Below are 15,549 nucleotides of genomic sequence, written 5' to 3' on the forward strand. Positions count from 1 at the left end.
AACAAGAGAGGAGTACACACATGAAACTTACGGGCAACACGATCTTCATCACCGGCTGCGGATCGGGCATCGGGCGCGGCCTGGCAGAGGCGCTCCACAAACGCGGCAATCAGGTGATCATCGCCGGCCGACGCAAGGGGCGCCTCACCGAGGTCGCCCGCGCCAACCCCGGCGTACGGTGGGTCGAGCTTGACATGGAGGACCCCGCCAGCATCTCCGCCGTCGCCGGCAGGCTCATCGCGGAGTACCCGAAGCTCAACGTGCTGATTAACAACGCCGGCGTCATGCAAGTCGACGACGTCTCCGCCCCGATCGACGAGAAGATGCTGGTCACCACGCTCACGACGAACGTCATGGGGCCGATCCGGATGACCGGTGCGCTGATCGAGCACCTGAAGCGTCAGGACGACGCGGCCGTGATCAACACCTCGTCGGGCCTGGGGTTCGTTCCGCTCGCAATGACGGCGGTCTATTCGGCGACGAAGGCCGCGCTGCACTCGTATACGTTGTCGCTCCGCTACAAGCTCAAGGGCACCCAGGTGAAAGCGCTTGAGATCGCGCCGCCATGGGTGCAGACGGACCTGCTCGGCAGCAATAACGAACCGCGGGCCATGCCGCTCGCCGAGTTCATCGAAGAGACGATGCGGATCCTCGGGACAGACGCGGAGGAAGTGCTGGTCGAGCGGGCAAAGCCGCTCCGAAACAACGTCGGCCCCAATGAGGCCGCGTTCGTGATCCAGTTCAATGATATGATGGCTGGCCCGAAGTGACTGGTCGGGGCGCGGCGTGTGCGCGACCCTGGCCATACGGTGCAAGGCGTGTTTTGTTGGACGTGTGACGGGATTTGGACAATCCGCGTGTTTTGCGTGATGATTCCCGCGATGGTCGCTCTGCCAAGGAATCGAGAGGGTCAGAGATTATCGATGGCGAGACGTGATGGGCCATCAGGCGCAACAACCCTCATCAACCATGCGGCATCGCTATTTTTCGCTCATCGTCGTGGCCATCGGAATCCTCTTGACGCTCGGCTCGCTCCGCGTCGGCTGGCGTTTGGATGATTACTACGAGCGATGGATCATTTCCGGCTCGCCGATCTTTTCCGAGGTGGGCCGCAAACCGATCGACGCCTTTTGTTTTGCCGACGGCGATCCGCAGCGAACAGAGCGCATGATCGACGTCGGCCTGCTCCCCTGGTGGATCGATCCGCATTTCAAAGCCGCGTTCTGGAAGCCGATCACGGTCCTGACGCACATGCTCGACTACCGTCTGTGGCCCGACACGCCGAGTCTCATGCACGCGCAGAGCATCTTCTGGTTTGCCCTGTTGGTCTTGAGTGCCTGCCTTCTGTATCGGCGGATCATGCGCCCGACGCTGGCCGCGGAATTTGCCGGCTTGCTTTACGCGATCGACTGTTCCCGCGCTATCCCTGTTGCCTGGCTGGCCAATCGCAACGCGGTCCTTGCCGGGCTGTTTGGAATTCTGGCAATCCATGCGCACTTTCAGTCACGCCGCAAACAAGGGCGCGTCTGGGACATTTTATCGCCGATCCTGTTGGCGATAAGCCTTCTGTCGGCCGAAGCCGGCATCGGCGCGACCGGCTATCTCGTCGCCTTTGCCTTGACGCTCGACCCCGGCGGCTGGCGGCGAGGCCTCTTGCGACTGTGGCCCCATCTGCTCGTCGTCGTCGCCTGGCGCGTGGCGTGGAGCGCGCAGGGGTACGGTGTTCATGGAATCGAGGATTTGTACACCGACCCTGGCGCCCATCCCCTTCGCTTCGCTCAAGATGTTCTGGAAAGAGCCCCGCTGTACATGCTCGGCCAATGGACCGGGATCCCCGCCGAAATCCATCTGGCCGTATCTCCGCGCTCCGTCGCCGCGATGTGGTGGGCCGGAGTCGGGGCGTCGGCGATCGTTCTTCTCGTTCTCGCCCCTCTGCTTCGCCGCAGCCGCGTTGCCAGATTTTGGGGACTTGGAATGCTGCTGGCCACAATTCCCATGTGCTCAGCGGCCCCGATGAACCGGCACTTGATCTTCATCGGGCTGGGCGGAATGGGCCTTCTCGGGCAATTCTTCGCCTCATCGCTCCATCCGCGATTTTGGCGACTGCCGCTGGTGTGGCGGGCCGGCCGGAGAGTGTTGATCGGTCTCCTGGTCTGCGTTCATCTGGTTCTCGCGCCGATCGGCTTGGCAATCATGGCGCGCTATCCGTTCGGCCCCGACGAATTATTTACCAGCTTCCACGCGCTTCTGTCCGTTCCAGACGGCGGGCGCGACCTGATCTTCGTCAATCACCCCTTGCCGATGGACGTCCTTCATCTGCTCACTGCTCGCGCCGTCGATCATGAGCCGCTGCCGCGGAGCGCGCAAATTCTCGCTCCGGCTTCGACGGCCGTGCTCATCGAGCGAAAGGATGAGAGTTCGCTGCTGGTGCGGCCCGATTCCGGGTTCTTTTCCATGCCCGCGTCCCGCCTGGGTTACAGTCGCGAGCATCCGCCAGTGCCAGGCCAGACTTTCTCGCTGCCGTCGATGCGGATCACGATTGTGGAGATGACCCCTGACGCTCGCCCCGCTGCCGTGCTGTTTCAATTCAACGTCCCCTTGGAAGACGCATCGTTGCAATGGGTTTATTGGGAATCCGGCAGTTTCCGCGAATTCCGACCCCCTCGCGTCGGCGGCGCCGTTCGGCTACCGGCGTCAGGTTTGCCGTTTTGATTGGCCCCAGAATGGATTCTGGTGATCCCAATGGAAACATTTGGCGTGCGGCCGAGGAAGCTCCGGTAAATGCGGCACAATCGAGTTTGTAGGTTGCATGTCAAGAAGCAGTTTCGTTTCGCAATCCGTATCTTGCTGCTAGGCTATCTGCAATGCACTGCTCCGACCGCCGTCAGCTTCCCATCTGAATTGCATTCCGCACGTCCATGAATCGCGTTCGAGTTTTAGTGCGGTTGGTTCTGCTCCTCGGTCTGATCGGCGTAATCTTCTTGATCGCCAAGCATGCGCTCTTGAACGCCTATGTGGGAAGCGAGCCTATTCCGATCGGCGCCCAGACTGCGCCGGCAACGTTCGAGCGCGCATTTCCGAACCTCGAATTCGAACGCCCGCTCTACGTGACATTTCCGCCGGACGGCACGAATCGGATCGCCGTTATCACGCAGTACGGCAGCGTGTTCATTTTTCCCAACGATTCGAGCGTTGAAGTGGCCAGCGAAATGCTGAACATTCACAAAAAGGTGAGCCAAGACGGTTCGATCGAAGAAGGGTTGCTGGGCCTGGTGTTTCATCCGAGGTTTCGCGAAAACCGACAATTCTTCCTCTACTACACCAACTCCGACCACGTCAACGTGCTGACTTGTTTCAAGATGTCGTCCGACGATCCGAATCGCGCCGAGCCCGGTTCGGAGCAAGAGGTATTTCGCGCGCCGAAGGGAACTGGAAACCACAATGGCGGCGCCATAATCTTCGGGCGTGACGGCTATTTGTACTTGGCGATCGGCGATGGCGGCCCGGTCGGCGATCCTCACGGCAACGCACAAAGCGTGGAAACCGTGCTGGGAAAGGTCTTGCGGATCGATGTTGATAACAAAGACCCCGGCCTCGAATATGCCATTCCCAAAGACAATCCGTTTGTCGATCGGGCGGGCGCACGCGGCGAAATTTGGGCCCTCGGGCTGCGCAATGTTTGGCGCATGGCATTCGATCGCCAGACGAATCGCCTCTGGGCCGCCGATGTTGGCGAAGACACCTGGGAGGAAATTGACATCATTGAACGGGGCGGCAATTACGGCTGGAATATCAACGAAGGGTTCCATGAGTTCGTCAAGACCCAGCCGCAGATTTCGCCGCCACCGGCCCGCATCGTAGGAAAACTGACCGATCCGATCTTTGCATACAACCATACGGTTGGCAATTGCATCATTGGCGGTTGCGTTTATCGCGGAACAAGGGTTCCCGACCTCGTCGGAGCATATCTGTTTGCCGACTACGTCACTGGCCAGGTGTATGCTCTTCGGTACCACGAGAACTCGGGCCAGGCCGTTTCCGTTCAGCGGATCCAACCCAAGGCCATGCCCGTGTTTTCCTTCGGCGAAGACGAATCAGGCGAAGCCTATTTCACGACGTCTCAGGGAATCATCAACCGTTTTCTTCCGGCCCGAAAATAGCGATGCTGTCGCCAACATCGGTGTGGGAATGAAAACCGGGTCAGAACGAACAAAATCAAACGGCTCTGCCGCGGTTTTCTCCCGCGATTTGTTCACTCGGCGGCTTCATTTGCGCCGCGTGTACTCAATCGTGAACGCCAATTGGTCAGTGCCATCGGGCTGGATCATGTACATCCTGAACGTGAAGTGGTCCTTGTCCTTCGTCTCGATCGTGTTCTTGAACTTCTGCGGCTTGCCGTCCGGGCCGAGCGATTCGCCGGTCATCACCAGCAGTTTGGTGTTCGGGTCGTAGTCCCCTTCGGAAAGCATCGGCGCGGTCTCGAATACGTCGACCCACACGCTCACGAACTTCTTCTTGTGTTGGTCGTATCCGTCGAGTCCGTGCCCGTCGAATTTGATCCCGCCAAAATCTCCTTGGAAGTCGCTTGCCAACCACATTCCGCCGCAGATGGATTTGTACGTGGCCGTGGCCTTCGATTTCTGGCCTGCCATCTCCATGACTGCGTCCCAGTTTCCCTCCAGCTCTTTCAACTTCTCGTGCTCGGGTCCGGGCTTGGGAAAATCCTGCCCAAACGACAGGCCGGCGCCGGCCAAACAGAGGATAACTCCCAGTATCGTTTTGCGCAACATGACGTGTCTCCCCAGAGGTGAACGGATGGATTGGCTCCGACAAATCAGAACGGTCTTCGAGCCGCAGGTCAAGAGACCATCAGAACGCCTAACAAATCCGGCTTGTTGAGGGGGACCGTCAGACCAATTCCTTGCTTCGCTCCCACCGCCACACGAGACCATCCTCGGGATCCTCGACCTCGCCGGTCCGTTCGAACCCGCACTTCGCCAGCACCCGTGTCGAGGCGTTAGGTGTCGGAAGCGTGTGCGCCCGAACGAGGCGCACCCGACCGCTGCCGAAGGCGAATGCGACGACTGCTTCGGCCGCCTCTGTGGCATATCCTTGACCCTGGAAAGCAGGCACGATGCCATAACCGATTTCGGCGACCGCATCATTGTCGGGCGGCCCCTTGAAGCCGACGCTCCCGATGACCGAACGACTCTGCCGATGGACGACGGCGAAGCCATGAACCCAGAGATCGGCCGACGACGCACGGAGCTGCGCCAGCCAAGCGGGTGAGACCCCACCTGATAGGTGGAGGGCTCGGAGGCCATCCGCGGCCGGCAGACCGAAGCGAACCTCGAAAAGCTCATCCCCCTCGATCAACGCGAGAAGTTGATCGGGTGAATACGGCATCAAGCTGAGATGAACCGTCTCGATTGCCAATTGGGGGATCTCCATCGCGTCAGCGTGCTCATCGAGTGTATCGCAAGTAACGGTCGGACGACATCGACTCCGGGAAACGAAAATGGGTCAGAACGACTGAGCAAATCGTTCTGACCCGGTTTTCCTGACGACCCGGTTTTCCTGACAACACCGAAAAGCGCGAGCCGATTCGGATTAGCGGCGAGCGCCCGGATCAGGTCGTTCGCCGAGTGAGGCGCCCGTTCCTGCTCCCGCGCGCCCGGCTGCTGTTTCCGATTGGCCAGCGTTCGCACCCGTTTGGCCGGTGCCCGTCTCTACTCGAGATCCCGTCTCTCCACGGCCTTGAGCGCCGGCTTCAAGATTCGCATTCGCGCGCCCTTCCGCGCCGCGCTCGCGAGCCATTTCGTTGCGGCGTTCAAATCGCGGGGTAATCCATCGACCATCGGAATAGGTCAACCAGCCGTTGTCGGTCCGATACCACCATTGTCCGTTGTAGAGACGATAACGCGAGTCGTTCGCGTAGGTCGGGGCTGCGCCATAGTCAGCTGCCGACGAGGAAGCGGTATTGCAACCACTCGGAGCGGTGTTATCGGGGGCATAACCGGCCGTGTACCGGGCAGGGCCGGTCGGGTAATTATCCCCCGTGTAATCGACCCAATTATTGTCGTTGCCGTAATACGACCAACGGTTTTCCGGCGACCAATACCACCAGCGACCGTTGTCGAAACGCATCCGCCAGCGCTCACCACGATCGCCGCGGTCGCGGCCCGCATTGGCGCCGATATTGGCGCCGGCTTCGGTTCGTGGTGCGCCGACGTTAGCGTCTGCATTTGCGCCGGCTTCGGTTCGTGGTGCGGCGACATTGGCGCGTTCGCCAACGCCAGCTTCGCCTCGCGCGGGCGCTTGGATATTGGCTCCAGCTCCGGCGCCTGCATTTCCTCCTGCTGCGACTCCCGCCCCACTGACATTGGCTCCGCCACCAACATTGGCTCCGGCGCCGGCATTGCCCGCGCCGCCGGCTCCGACCCGCTGAGCCAGCAAGACCGAACACCCGAGCGCCACGATCGAAGCAACGCTCGTTCTCAAAACTATGGAACGCATGGACACACCTCCTCTTAAACCCAAGCCTTCTCGTTCATTGCTCCTGTAGAGCGCCTAACAAATCCGGCTGGGCGAAGGGGACAGTCCCCGTTTTGCTGCGCAGACTCCGCAAAAAGGGGACAGTCCCCGCCGGATTTGTTAGGCGCTCTTAACTGACCACGTCGCTGCTCGCCGGAGCAACGCCCGGACGTTTACGTCGCGTCCAGGCAGGACGCCAGCGGCGAATTGCCGACTTTTCTGCATTCTCCATGCCGGAATTCGACTCCGTCGCCAGCAGGGCGAATCGCGATCTGGTCGGGCCGTTTTTGGTCAATTCCCGAACGAGTCGGACGATTTTCGACCGCGACCTGGGTTGCTTCGACCATCGGTGGCCAAGTCGATGCTCGCGCCTATTATTTACCAAGCGGCGCGAATTGGATTGGACCAGCCCTCAAACAAGGAGAACCGTCATGGCAAAAAAGCTTTCAGGCAAAGTGGCCGTCGTCACCGGAGCGTCGAAGGGGATCGGGGCATCGATCGCCGAGCACCTCGCGGCAGAAGGAGCATCCGTCGTCGTCAACTATGCCAGCAGCAAGGCCGCGGCCGACGCGGTCGTGAAGCGCATCAGCCAGAAGGAAGGCAAAGCAGTGGCCATCCAGGCCGACGTCTCCAAGCCAACCGAAATTGAGCGGCTCTTTGCGGAAACGAAAAAGGGGTTCGGGAAAATCGACATCCTGGTTAACAACGCCGGCGTCTACGAGTTCGTTCCGCTGGAGAATGTGACGCCCGAGCATTTTCACAAGCAATTCAACCTCAATGTGCTGGGCTTGCTGCTGACGACGCAGGCGGCGGTGAAGCTCATGGGCCCCGCGGGCGGCTCGATTATCAACATCAGCTCGATCGCCGGTCCGATGCCGATTCGCACCGCCTCCGTCTACTCTGCGACCAAAGCGGCGGTGGACGCAATTTCCGTCGCGCTCTCGCAGGAACTCGGCCCAAAAAAAATCCGGGTCAATTCGCTCAATCCGGGGATGGTGGAAACCGATGGTCTCCATGCCGCGGGCATGGCCGAAAGCGACTTTCGCAAGATGGTCGAATCCCAAACGCCGCTGGGCCGCATCGCTCAACCGGAAGACATTGCGCGAGCCGCCGTGTTCTTCGCCTCGGACGACGCCGGTTGGGTAACCGGCCAAACGCTGATCCTCGCCGGCGGCGCGCGACAGTAACCCGAATCGTTCATTGGCAGCACGAGCCCCTGCGGCTTGTTGTGGCGCGGTCTCCCGACCCCAGCACGTTTTGTGACCGAATAAGAGCTTACCCGAGAACCGCCGGGGACTGTGCCCCTTTTGCGCAGCCCGCGGAGCGAAACGGGGACTGTCCCCTTTGCCCAGGCCCTTTGCCCAGGCGGTTCTCGGAGAGGCTCTAACCCACTGAGTGTTGCCCGACTGGCAACGAGACATTCGGTCGACCTCCGCGAGACGGTTAGGACGCCTTCTCACAACGACGATCGTGGCGCTGAAGATCCTCGCGACGATAAAGTTCCGTAACGAACCCGTCCGTGCGGCGTGAGCGGTCGCAATTCGCCTGCGAAACCCAGACGCCGCCGCCTTTGCGCAGCGACGGCCGACCCGTCCCTATTAGATTCACCAGCCATCGGTAGGGTGCGCGGTCGGGATGCCGGCATGCATTCGGCACCCGAAGGTCGGAGCGCGCCATGCTCTAAGAGGCATTCTCAATTCAATCGGAACGAGGCATGCAATCCGGATGGAACCAATCGAAGTTCTCCCGATATCCGGACGACGAATGTGCGCGAAAAAACCTACGCTTCAGTTGACTCTTGATTCAGAGGGCCGACTATGTCCCATGCTCTACCGGTTCTTCCGACGAAACCGGCCTCGGTTCTCGGATCGTCCAACTGGTTCCTGTGCGAACAGACGGACGCCGGCCCGTCCGCGCGCGCCGTGAATGTCAATGTCAGCCCATTTCGCATCGGGCGGCTGCCCGGTTTGGCTTTGTGCCTGCCAGACTCCTCAGTCTCGAAGCTTCACGCCGAGATTCTGTTTCAGGGCCGTGGCCTTTGGGTGCGCGATTTGGGAAGCACCAATGGAACCTTCGTGAACGGTCGGCGCATTAAGGAGCCGACGGCTTTGCACCATGCCAACCTCTTGCAACTGGCCAACGTGGTGTTTCGGCTCGACCGTCGCAACACCGATCCTTGCTTGCGAACGATTCAGGAAAGCGCCGCGGATTGGGCGCTGGCGCTCTGCCAGTTGGATCGCTTGATGAGCGAGAAAGCGGTCGTGCCGCATTTCCAACCCGTCATCAACTTGCGCGACTCGACCACGGTCGGCTTCGAGGCGCTGGCCCGCAGCAATGTCGAGGGCTTGGAGCAGCCGCGATCGATGTTCGCCGCGGCGGAGAAGCTGGATCAGCAGTGCGATCTGAGCCGCATGCTCCGCCGGGAAGCAGTCCGAGTCGGCAGCGGATTGCCGGCCGGGACGAATCTCTTCGTGAACACTCATCCGGCGGAGATCGTTACCGATGAACTGATCACATCGCTGCGAGATTTGCGCAACGAGTTTCCCGCGCGACGGCTCACCGTGGAAATCCATGAAGCCGCCGTGACCGACACCGGTTTATTGATCGAGTTTCGGTCCCTCTTGCGCGACTTGCAAATGGAGTTGGCGTTCGACGATTTTGGAGCAGGGCAAGCGCGGCTCATCGAGTTGACGGAAACGTTGCCCGATTACGTGAAATTCGACGTCCAATTGATTCGCGGGATTCATGCGGCGTCAGCCGGTCGCCAAAAGGCATTGGCGACGTTGGTGCGCCTCGTCCACGATCTGGGGATTGCCACCTTGGCCGAAGGAGTTGAGCTGGCCGAGGAAAGGGCCGCCTGCCACCAACTGGGGTTTGACTTGGCGCAAGGCTTCTATCTAGGCCGCCCTGAGCCACTGGTGCAACCAGTCGCATAGCGTTTCGACGGCGCGATGCGGACGCACCAATTAACGCTGGCCGATCGGCACCGCCGGATGCCGCACCTTTCGCAGCAGATTAACGACGCGGTGGCGATCTTGTGTAATCCCGGATCTGGCCGGCTGTCAGGGCTCCATTGGTCGGGCATTCACGTTTTTGTCGTCGCTTCCGCCACGGCTTTCATTTGCGCCAAGCCTTTGTCGAACTCGCCGCCGAGCATTTTGTCCATGTTCATGAGCAGATGGACCGCCTTGAACATGAAATTCTTTTGGCCGAACATGCTCCAGGTGACGACCGTTTGATTGCCCTGGGGCTTGAACGTGAACTCCGCGGTGTTGGTGGCTTTGAATGGCTTCAGGAATTCAAGTTTGATCCTGATCAGATCGCTCGGCCGGCTCTCGGTCAGCGTCATGCGTCCCTCACCTGCCTTTTTGTTGCCGGACCACATATAAATGGCGCCGGCGCCAGCCGGCGAGCCTTCATAGATCTGCTTCATAGCGGGATCGATATTCGCCCATGGAGACCAGGCCTGCCAATTGTGAAAATCGTTCACCTGCGCAAAAACCTCTGCTGCGGGAGCGGTGACCGTGGCCGACCGCGCGATGCGAAAGTCCGCGGATTGGAGTGCCACGATGATGACCAACACGACAACGATAGCTCCGACGGCGAAGAGGATCGGTGTAATCAAAGTTCTTCTCCTTTTGAAATCTTGGTCACCTCATGTGGTTTGGATCGGTCCACGCCTTGAATACCAGAGTTCGCGGCGCGTCGATGATGCGCGTGATGACGAACTCGCGTTCGTACGCCGCCGGTTGAAGCGACGCTGTCGAGGTGGACGATTGCCTCCCGGTCGATCCCGGCTTATTGCTTTCGGCAGCCATGCGTCCTCTCCCGCGATTGTGGTTACTGAAGATAGAATCCTCCAAATAGCGTCCCGGCCGGCACGAGTCAAGGATTGTCAGACGAATTGCAAAAAAGATAATGCGAGTGTCGATTTCGCTGTTTGTCGTTCGACCAGTAAGTAGAGGCTGGAATTGGCCTGTTGAGACGATCCGGGAACTCGGCTCCAAGCCCAATCACCTTGTTTTGGCACGGTCTCCCGACCGTGCCACCCCATCATAAGGAGACACGACGATGCGATTCATGATGCTGATGATCCCCAAGGGTTACGAGAAGGCGGCGCCGGGCACCATGCCGGATGCCAAGGCCGTGGCCGCGATGATGAAATACAACGAATCCCTGCAGAAAGCCGGGGTCCTGCTGGCGCTTGATGGCCTGCAACCGCCATCGATGGGTGCGCGAGTATCATTCGCCGGCGGCAAGCCCAAGGTGACCGACGGGCCCTTCATCGAGGCCAAGGAGGTGCTCGGTGGCTACTGGATGATTCAGGCGAAGTCGAAGGAAGAGGCGATCGAATGGGCTTGCCGCTGCCCCGGCTCGGAAAACGAAGTAATCGAGATTCGACGGGTGCATGAGATGGCGGATTTCCCGCCCGACGTGCAGAAGGCCGCGGCGGGGTTCCCCGAGATGCAGGCGCAGTCGGCGCAGCGCAAGGGGTCGTGACGCCGCACTGCCACGCTTGCACAATGGTCTCTCGTCCGTGTCACAACACGGAAGCAAGAAACAAGAAGGAGACATTTCGATGCGATTCATGGTGATTATCAAAGCCAACAAGGACTCGGAGGCCGGCGTTCTCCCGGACGAGAAGCTCCTTACCGAGATGGGAAAGTTCAACGAAGAGCTGGCGAAGGCCGGCGTGCTGCTCGCGGGCGAGGGGCTCCATTCGAGTTCGAAGGGCGCGCGAGTCAGATTCTCCGGCGCGAAGCGGACCGTGATCGACGGGCCCTTCGCCGAGACGAAGGAGCTGATCGCCGGCTTCTGGTTGTGGCAAGTGAAGTCGAAGGAAGAGGCGATTGAATGGGTCAAGCGATGCCCCAACCCCACGGGCGCCGAGGCCGAGGTCGAGATTCGCCAGGTGTTCGAGGCGGAGGACTTCGGCGCCGCGCTCACTCCCGAACTTAGGGAGCAGGAGGAACGCCTCCGGATGCGGCCAGCCGTGAAGAAATAGTGGCGCCGAAAACTCTACCCGTTGTCGATTTTGCCGCTCTTCATTCGACGAGTAAGTAGAACCTGAGTTCGGCCGGTCGAAACGATCCGGGAGCTGGTTCTCAATCCAAACCCACAAGGAGTTACGACAATGCGATTCATGATGCTGGTCAAGTCCACTGAGAATTCTGGTCCTCCGCCTAAGGAACTTATGGACGCCATAGGCAAGCTCGCTGAAGAGGCGATCAAAGCCGGCACAATGCTCGGAAGCGGCGGGCTCGCCCCAACCGCGATGAGCACGCGCGTGCGGCTTTCTCGTGGCCAGGTTGGCGCGATCGATGGACCTTTCACCGAGTCCAAGGAAGTCGTCGGCGGATTTGCGATGTTTGAGTTGAAGTCGAAGAAAGAGGCGATCGAATCGGCGTTGCGCTTCATGGAGCTTCACAAGCAACACTGGCCGGGCTGGGAGGGCGAGACCGAGGTTCGCCAGATCTTTGGGCCGGAAGATTTCCCGCTGGGTTGTAAAGGCGATTCCGCGTGATGATGGCCGCAACGAATTGTCAAAGTTCCGGCACGGTCTCCCGACCGTGCCGGAATCGGGCCACCGGGCCGTATTGAAGATGATCTCATTGGTCGCCCTAGTGCTTTGTCACAGCTTGATTTTAGGGTTGGGCGTTTTTCGTAGCGGCGGTTTCCAGCCGCCGTTCACGGGAGCAGGATGCTCCCGCTACGATTGGAGCCAACCCCAATTCCTTGGCGTGACAAAGCACTAGTGGCGTCCGCCCATATTTGGCGCAAGAAACCTATGGAGGAAGCACTTATGCAATCGACTGCCGAAACGGCTGCGACCTCGAACAAGATGCTCTGGATTGGGCGAATTATTAGCGCGATTTTGGCCCTGTTCTTGCTCTTCGACAGCGCCATGAAATTCGTGAAACCGGCGATCGTCGTCGAAACAACCGTCAAACTGGGATATCCCGAGAACCTAATTTCCGTCCTCGGAATCGTGCTGCTCGTCTGCACTCTTGCCTATGTGATTCCGCAAACCTCGATTCTCGGCGCGATCCTGCTGACGGGCTATCTCGGCGGCGCGGTCGCAAGCCATCTGCGCGCCGGCGACCCGCTGTTCGCAGTCTTCTTTCCGGTCGTTTTCGGCATGCTGCTGTGGGGAGGTCTCTTCCTGCGCGATGCCCGGCTGAGCGCGCTCATTCCGCTGCGAAGGTAATTAGGATCCATGTTGAGCAACGGCTTGCCCCAGCCCCGGAGGGCCGGCACCGAGACCGTGAATCAAACCCTCACGTAGCGCTCTTCGTCGGATACGCCGCGTATCTCAAGTAGCGCGATAGATTCCGATCTCTTCCGGTGGGGTGCCGGTCCTCTGGACCTTGGAAACTTGATATTGCCCTATCGAACTCCGATCTCACGATTGGAGCTATTTCCTGACGGGCCTACCGGCCCTCGTATTGCCGCAATCTTTGGCGACCCGCAGTACCGCAACCGCGTTGACACCGCGCGGGAAAATCTAGCGCCCAATCATTTCCGTCCGCCGGCCGCTTCGAGGATCGCCACGACCTGCTCGATCTGATCGGGGTCGTTGAACGTCCTCCGGGCTGCCCGGAGGCGCTCCTGCCAACACATGCGGAGGTAATCGCGGTCGGCGCCGGCCAGTTCGCGGCGCAACTCGTCAAATTCAGCCTGTTCGTCGGCGCTGAGCTGGAGTTGGTCGTTTTCGTCGAGCGAGGGAGATTTGCGCTTGCGTCGGGGCGGCCGGGCTTGCAGTCGGGCCAGCTTGCGGCGGGCGTAGTCGAGGGCGGTCAGGCCGGTTTCGTCCGTCAGGCTGGAGTCCGCGCCGCGCTCGAGCAAGGCCCGGACTGCCGCCGCGCTGGGGCTCGAGCCGCGAACGTTGGCGATCAGCGGGGTGCGGCCCTTAGACGAGGCGCAGTTTGGATCGATTCCCCAGGAGAGTCGCTCGGCCACGAGGTCGGCGTCGCCGCGCTGGGCGGCGAGGTACAGCAACTTTTCAAACCGGCGGCGGTGTTCGGGGTCCCGAGCCATTTTGCGAAAATCGTCCATAAGGAATCTTAGCCGCCGGCAATCGCCCCGATGATCCACAGGGGCTCCGCGCCCGACGCGATCGCGTCGGGCAGGGGAGCGTCTGACGATTCGTGGGAAAGATCGTCTTCGCAGGCGTAGAACCGAATGAACGGCCGGCGCTGCTGCGTGACTTGATCGCGGATCGTGCCGCGCAGCATCGGGAAGCGGGCCTCGAGCGCGTCGAGCACCGAGCGCTGCGTGGCCGCGCCCTCGACTTCGAGCTTCACCTCGCCGCTGGTGCGCGCCAGCAACCGCAGATGTTCGGGGATTATGACTCGGATCATGGCATTTCGCTGATTTCGAGAGACGCTACAGCCGGCGATTCCCGATGGAAGCGCCGGAAAGAAGTGTAAGAGAAAGACGAAGAGTAAGATTTGGAATTGGATTACGAGAAGGAGGAGGAGTAAGAGTAGGATTCAGCTTGGCGCGTCACGTTTTTCGTATTCGCGGGTGGAGTTTCTCTTGATCAAGCCCATGAGCATCCGAACGATTCTTTGCAGGTTTTCCTTTCCGGGGCGAATCTGATCAGAATTCAGCTTTGCTTCGGCCACCAAAACGTCCAGACCGGCCGCACATTCGAGCGCCGAGCCGTGGGCGATATCGAAGAACCGGCAGCGATCCTTCGGCGAGTATTTGCCATTTCCCTCGGCGATATTCAGCGAGATCGAAGTCGACGCCCGATCCTATTGATCTTTGACCTCGCCAATTCGCACCGTTCCTTCCAAGAGCGCCGAGAGCCAAGCAATGAATGCGATCGACTCTCGATAAACCTCCAGCTTCTCATGATCGAACCAGAAGTCTTGGGAAGCGTCCATAAAATCCTACTCTTAATTCTTTCCCTTGCTCCTAATGATACCGCACCGAGTTTTCTGTAAAAGTGTTCATGTGCGTGGTGGCGGGTTGGCTTGATTTCAAAAAGTTACATAACGCTTGGTGGTCTCCCATTCTTCGCTGATCTCGATCAACACGCCGGTCACCAATCGTAGCAGCGACGCTTCGTTCGGGAAGAGTGTGGCAACGCGGGTGCGGCGCTTGAGTTCAGCGGTTCAATCGCTCCAGCACATTGGTCGTTCGCAGGCGGCGACGATGCGACGGCGGCAAGGCGAACACGGCCAAACCCTCGGGCACGTTTGCTTCCATCCAACTGGCCAACTTCGGCGCCGTCGCTTGATATTTGCGAACCACGCGCGCCAGTTGCTCCTCGGCGGCTCGCTGATCGGGCGCGTCGAACACGCTGCCAATGTCGTCCATCACGGCGTGTTTCATGTCCTGTTGTGGCACGTGCGCCAAGGCGTTGTGCAGCAAATGAAACTGACACCGCTGCCAGGCCACGCCGTGGAAGCACGCCCGCCGCGCTTCCTGCAAGCCCGCGTGTGCGTCGCTCGAGATCAGCTCAACGCCATGCAGACCGCGCTCCAACAGCGACTTGAAGAACTCCCGCCAGTGCACTTCGGCCTCGGAGAGCGAGACGCTCACCCCCAGTACGCTGCGGCGCCCCTCGGGATCGACGCCGATCGCGATCAACACGGCACAATCGACGACTCGGCCCCCGTGCCGAACCTTCTCGTACCGGGCGTCGAGAATTAGATATTTGACGGCGCCCAAGGACCTCGTCCGCCATTGCTCGAACTCCTCATCCAGCAGGGCCGTGGCCCGGCTGACGTCGCTGGAGGAGATCTCACAGCCGCACAGTTCTTCGGTGATCTTGGTCACTTTGCTGGTGGACACGCCTTGCACGTACATCTCGGCCAGGGCGAGCCGCAAGGCCCGTTCGCTCCGCGTCCCCCGCTCCAGCGCCTGGGGATAGAACTTGGCGCCGCGGACTTGCGGCACAGCCAACTGCAAAGCTCCAATCCGGGTCTTAACCGTCTTGGGCTTGAAGCCGTTGGCCTGGCCGTGCCGCTCTTCGCTCCGCTCATACGGCCCAACGCCGAGGGC

18 protein-coding genes and 1 pseudogene are annotated in these 15,549 nt (G+C 60.1%); 9 read left to right on the forward strand and 10 right to left on the reverse strand.

Translation table 11 applies throughout. From position 1 onward, the window contains the following. Nucleotides 1-20 precede the first annotated feature (20 nt). The 3 genes from VGY55_20790 to VGY55_20800 all read left to right on the forward strand — a co-directional run bounded on the left by VGY55_20790 (nucleotide 21) and on the right by VGY55_20800 (nucleotide 4,160). Nucleotides 21-770, forward strand: coding sequence for an SDR family NAD(P)-dependent oxidoreductase (locus tag VGY55_20790; protein HEV2972422.1), 750 nt, complete (start codon nucleotides 21-23; stop codon nucleotides 768-770). A 199-nt stretch (nucleotides 771-969) separates the two neighbouring features. Next, the gene (locus VGY55_20795; protein HEV2972423.1) at nucleotides 970-2,712 is read left to right on the forward strand and encodes a hypothetical protein; all 1,743 of its coding nucleotides are present in this window, start codon (nucleotides 970-972) and stop codon (nucleotides 2,710-2,712) included. Between the two features lie 206 nt (nucleotides 2,713-2,918). Continuing rightward, nucleotides 2,919-4,160, forward strand: coding sequence for a PQQ-dependent sugar dehydrogenase (locus VGY55_20800; GenBank protein ID HEV2972424.1), 1,242 nt, complete (start codon nucleotides 2,919-2,921; stop codon nucleotides 4,158-4,160). A 105-nt stretch (nucleotides 4,161-4,265) separates the two neighbouring features. Here VGY55_20800 and VGY55_20805 read toward each other — a convergent pair whose 3' ends face one another. From VGY55_20805 to VGY55_20815, 3 genes are all read right to left on the reverse strand, one after another. Further along, nucleotides 4,266-4,790 (reverse strand): DUF1579 domain-containing protein, encoded by a 525-nt coding sequence (locus VGY55_20805; protein ID HEV2972425.1) that lies wholly within the window; start codon nucleotides 4,788-4,790, stop codon nucleotides 4,266-4,268. Nucleotides 4,791-4,908: 118 nt separating this feature from the next. Further along, entirely contained in the window at nucleotides 4,909-5,451 is a 543-nt protein-coding gene (locus VGY55_20810) for a GNAT family N-acetyltransferase (protein HEV2972426.1), read from the reverse strand. Nucleotides 5,452-5,610: 159 nt separating this feature from the next. Next, the gene (locus VGY55_20815; protein HEV2972427.1) at nucleotides 5,611-6,516 is read right to left on the reverse strand and encodes a hypothetical protein; all 906 of its coding nucleotides are present in this window, start codon (nucleotides 6,514-6,516) and stop codon (nucleotides 5,611-5,613) included. A gap of 449 nt (nucleotides 6,517-6,965) precedes the next feature. On the opposite strand from VGY55_20815, the gene VGY55_20820 reads away from it, so the two are divergent. Together VGY55_20820 and VGY55_20825 are read left to right on the forward strand one after the other, a co-directional pair. Continuing rightward, the gene (locus VGY55_20820) at nucleotides 6,966-7,721 is read left to right on the forward strand and encodes a glucose 1-dehydrogenase (protein HEV2972428.1); all 756 of its coding nucleotides are present in this window, start codon (nucleotides 6,966-6,968) and stop codon (nucleotides 7,719-7,721) included. A gap of 630 nt (nucleotides 7,722-8,351) precedes the next feature. Then, nucleotides 8,352-9,470, forward strand: a complete 1,119-nt coding sequence (locus VGY55_20825) for an EAL domain-containing protein (protein HEV2972429.1) — start codon at nucleotides 8,352-8,354, stop codon at nucleotides 9,468-9,470. A 149-nt stretch (nucleotides 9,471-9,619) separates the two neighbouring features. Here VGY55_20825 and VGY55_20830 read toward each other — a convergent pair whose 3' ends face one another. Then, nucleotides 9,620-10,159 (reverse strand): SRPBCC family protein, encoded by a 540-nt coding sequence (locus tag VGY55_20830; GenBank protein ID HEV2972430.1) that lies wholly within the window; start codon nucleotides 10,157-10,159, stop codon nucleotides 9,620-9,622. Nucleotides 10,160-10,184: 25 nt separating this feature from the next. Further along, nucleotides 10,185-10,352 (reverse strand): hypothetical protein, encoded by a 168-nt coding sequence (locus tag VGY55_20835; GenBank protein ID HEV2972431.1) that lies wholly within the window; start codon nucleotides 10,350-10,352, stop codon nucleotides 10,185-10,187. Nucleotides 10,353-10,614: 262 nt separating this feature from the next. Between VGY55_20835 and VGY55_20840 the strand changes: the two genes are divergently transcribed. The 4 genes from VGY55_20840 (at nucleotide 10,615) to VGY55_20855 (ending at nucleotide 12,742) form a co-directional block, all read left to right on the forward strand. Continuing rightward, nucleotides 10,615-11,034 (forward strand): YciI family protein, encoded by a 420-nt coding sequence (locus VGY55_20840; protein ID HEV2972432.1) that lies wholly within the window; start codon nucleotides 10,615-10,617, stop codon nucleotides 11,032-11,034. Between the two features lie 79 nt (nucleotides 11,035-11,113). Further along, nucleotides 11,114-11,539, forward strand: coding sequence for a YciI family protein (locus tag VGY55_20845; protein ID HEV2972433.1), 426 nt, complete (start codon nucleotides 11,114-11,116; stop codon nucleotides 11,537-11,539). Nucleotides 11,540-11,680: 141 nt separating this feature from the next. Next, on the forward strand, nucleotides 11,681-12,058 hold the full coding sequence (locus VGY55_20850; protein HEV2972434.1) for a YciI family protein: 378 nt from the start codon (nucleotides 11,681-11,683) through the stop codon (nucleotides 12,056-12,058). Between the two features lie 279 nt (nucleotides 12,059-12,337). Next, nucleotides 12,338-12,742, forward strand: a complete 405-nt coding sequence (locus tag VGY55_20855) for a DoxX family protein (protein HEV2972435.1) — start codon at nucleotides 12,338-12,340, stop codon at nucleotides 12,740-12,742. A 308-nt stretch (nucleotides 12,743-13,050) separates the two neighbouring features. Here the strand turns inward: VGY55_20855 and VGY55_20860 are convergent, their stop codons facing one another. The 5 genes and pseudogenes from VGY55_20860 to VGY55_20880 form a co-directional block, all read right to left on the reverse strand. Beyond that, nucleotides 13,051-13,572 carry an ankyrin repeat domain-containing protein gene (locus VGY55_20860; protein ID HEV2972436.1) on the reverse strand — a complete coding sequence of 174 codons (522 nt, stop codon included), beginning with the start codon at nucleotides 13,570-13,572 and terminating at the stop codon, nucleotides 13,051-13,053. A gap of 26 nt (nucleotides 13,573-13,598) precedes the next feature. Next, entirely contained in the window at nucleotides 13,599-13,895 is a 297-nt protein-coding gene (locus VGY55_20865; protein ID HEV2972437.1) for a MoaD/ThiS family protein, read from the reverse strand. A gap of 132 nt (nucleotides 13,896-14,027) precedes the next feature. Continuing rightward, nucleotides 14,028-14,279, reverse strand: a pseudogene (locus VGY55_20870) (four helix bundle protein). A gap of 15 nt (nucleotides 14,280-14,294) precedes the next feature. After that, on the reverse strand, nucleotides 14,295-14,426 hold the full coding sequence (locus VGY55_20875) for a hypothetical protein (GenBank protein ID HEV2972438.1): 132 nt from the start codon (nucleotides 14,424-14,426) through the stop codon (nucleotides 14,295-14,297). A gap of 223 nt (nucleotides 14,427-14,649) precedes the next feature. Continuing rightward, nucleotides 14,650-15,549 (reverse strand): IS256 family transposase (locus tag VGY55_20880; protein ID HEV2972439.1); only part of this gene is annotated, 900 nt, incomplete at its 5' end.

The organism is Pirellulales bacterium (assembly GCA_035939775.1).
In the GTDB taxonomy this organism is placed as follows: domain Bacteria; phylum Planctomycetota; class Planctomycetia; order Pirellulales; family DATAWG01; genus DASZFO01.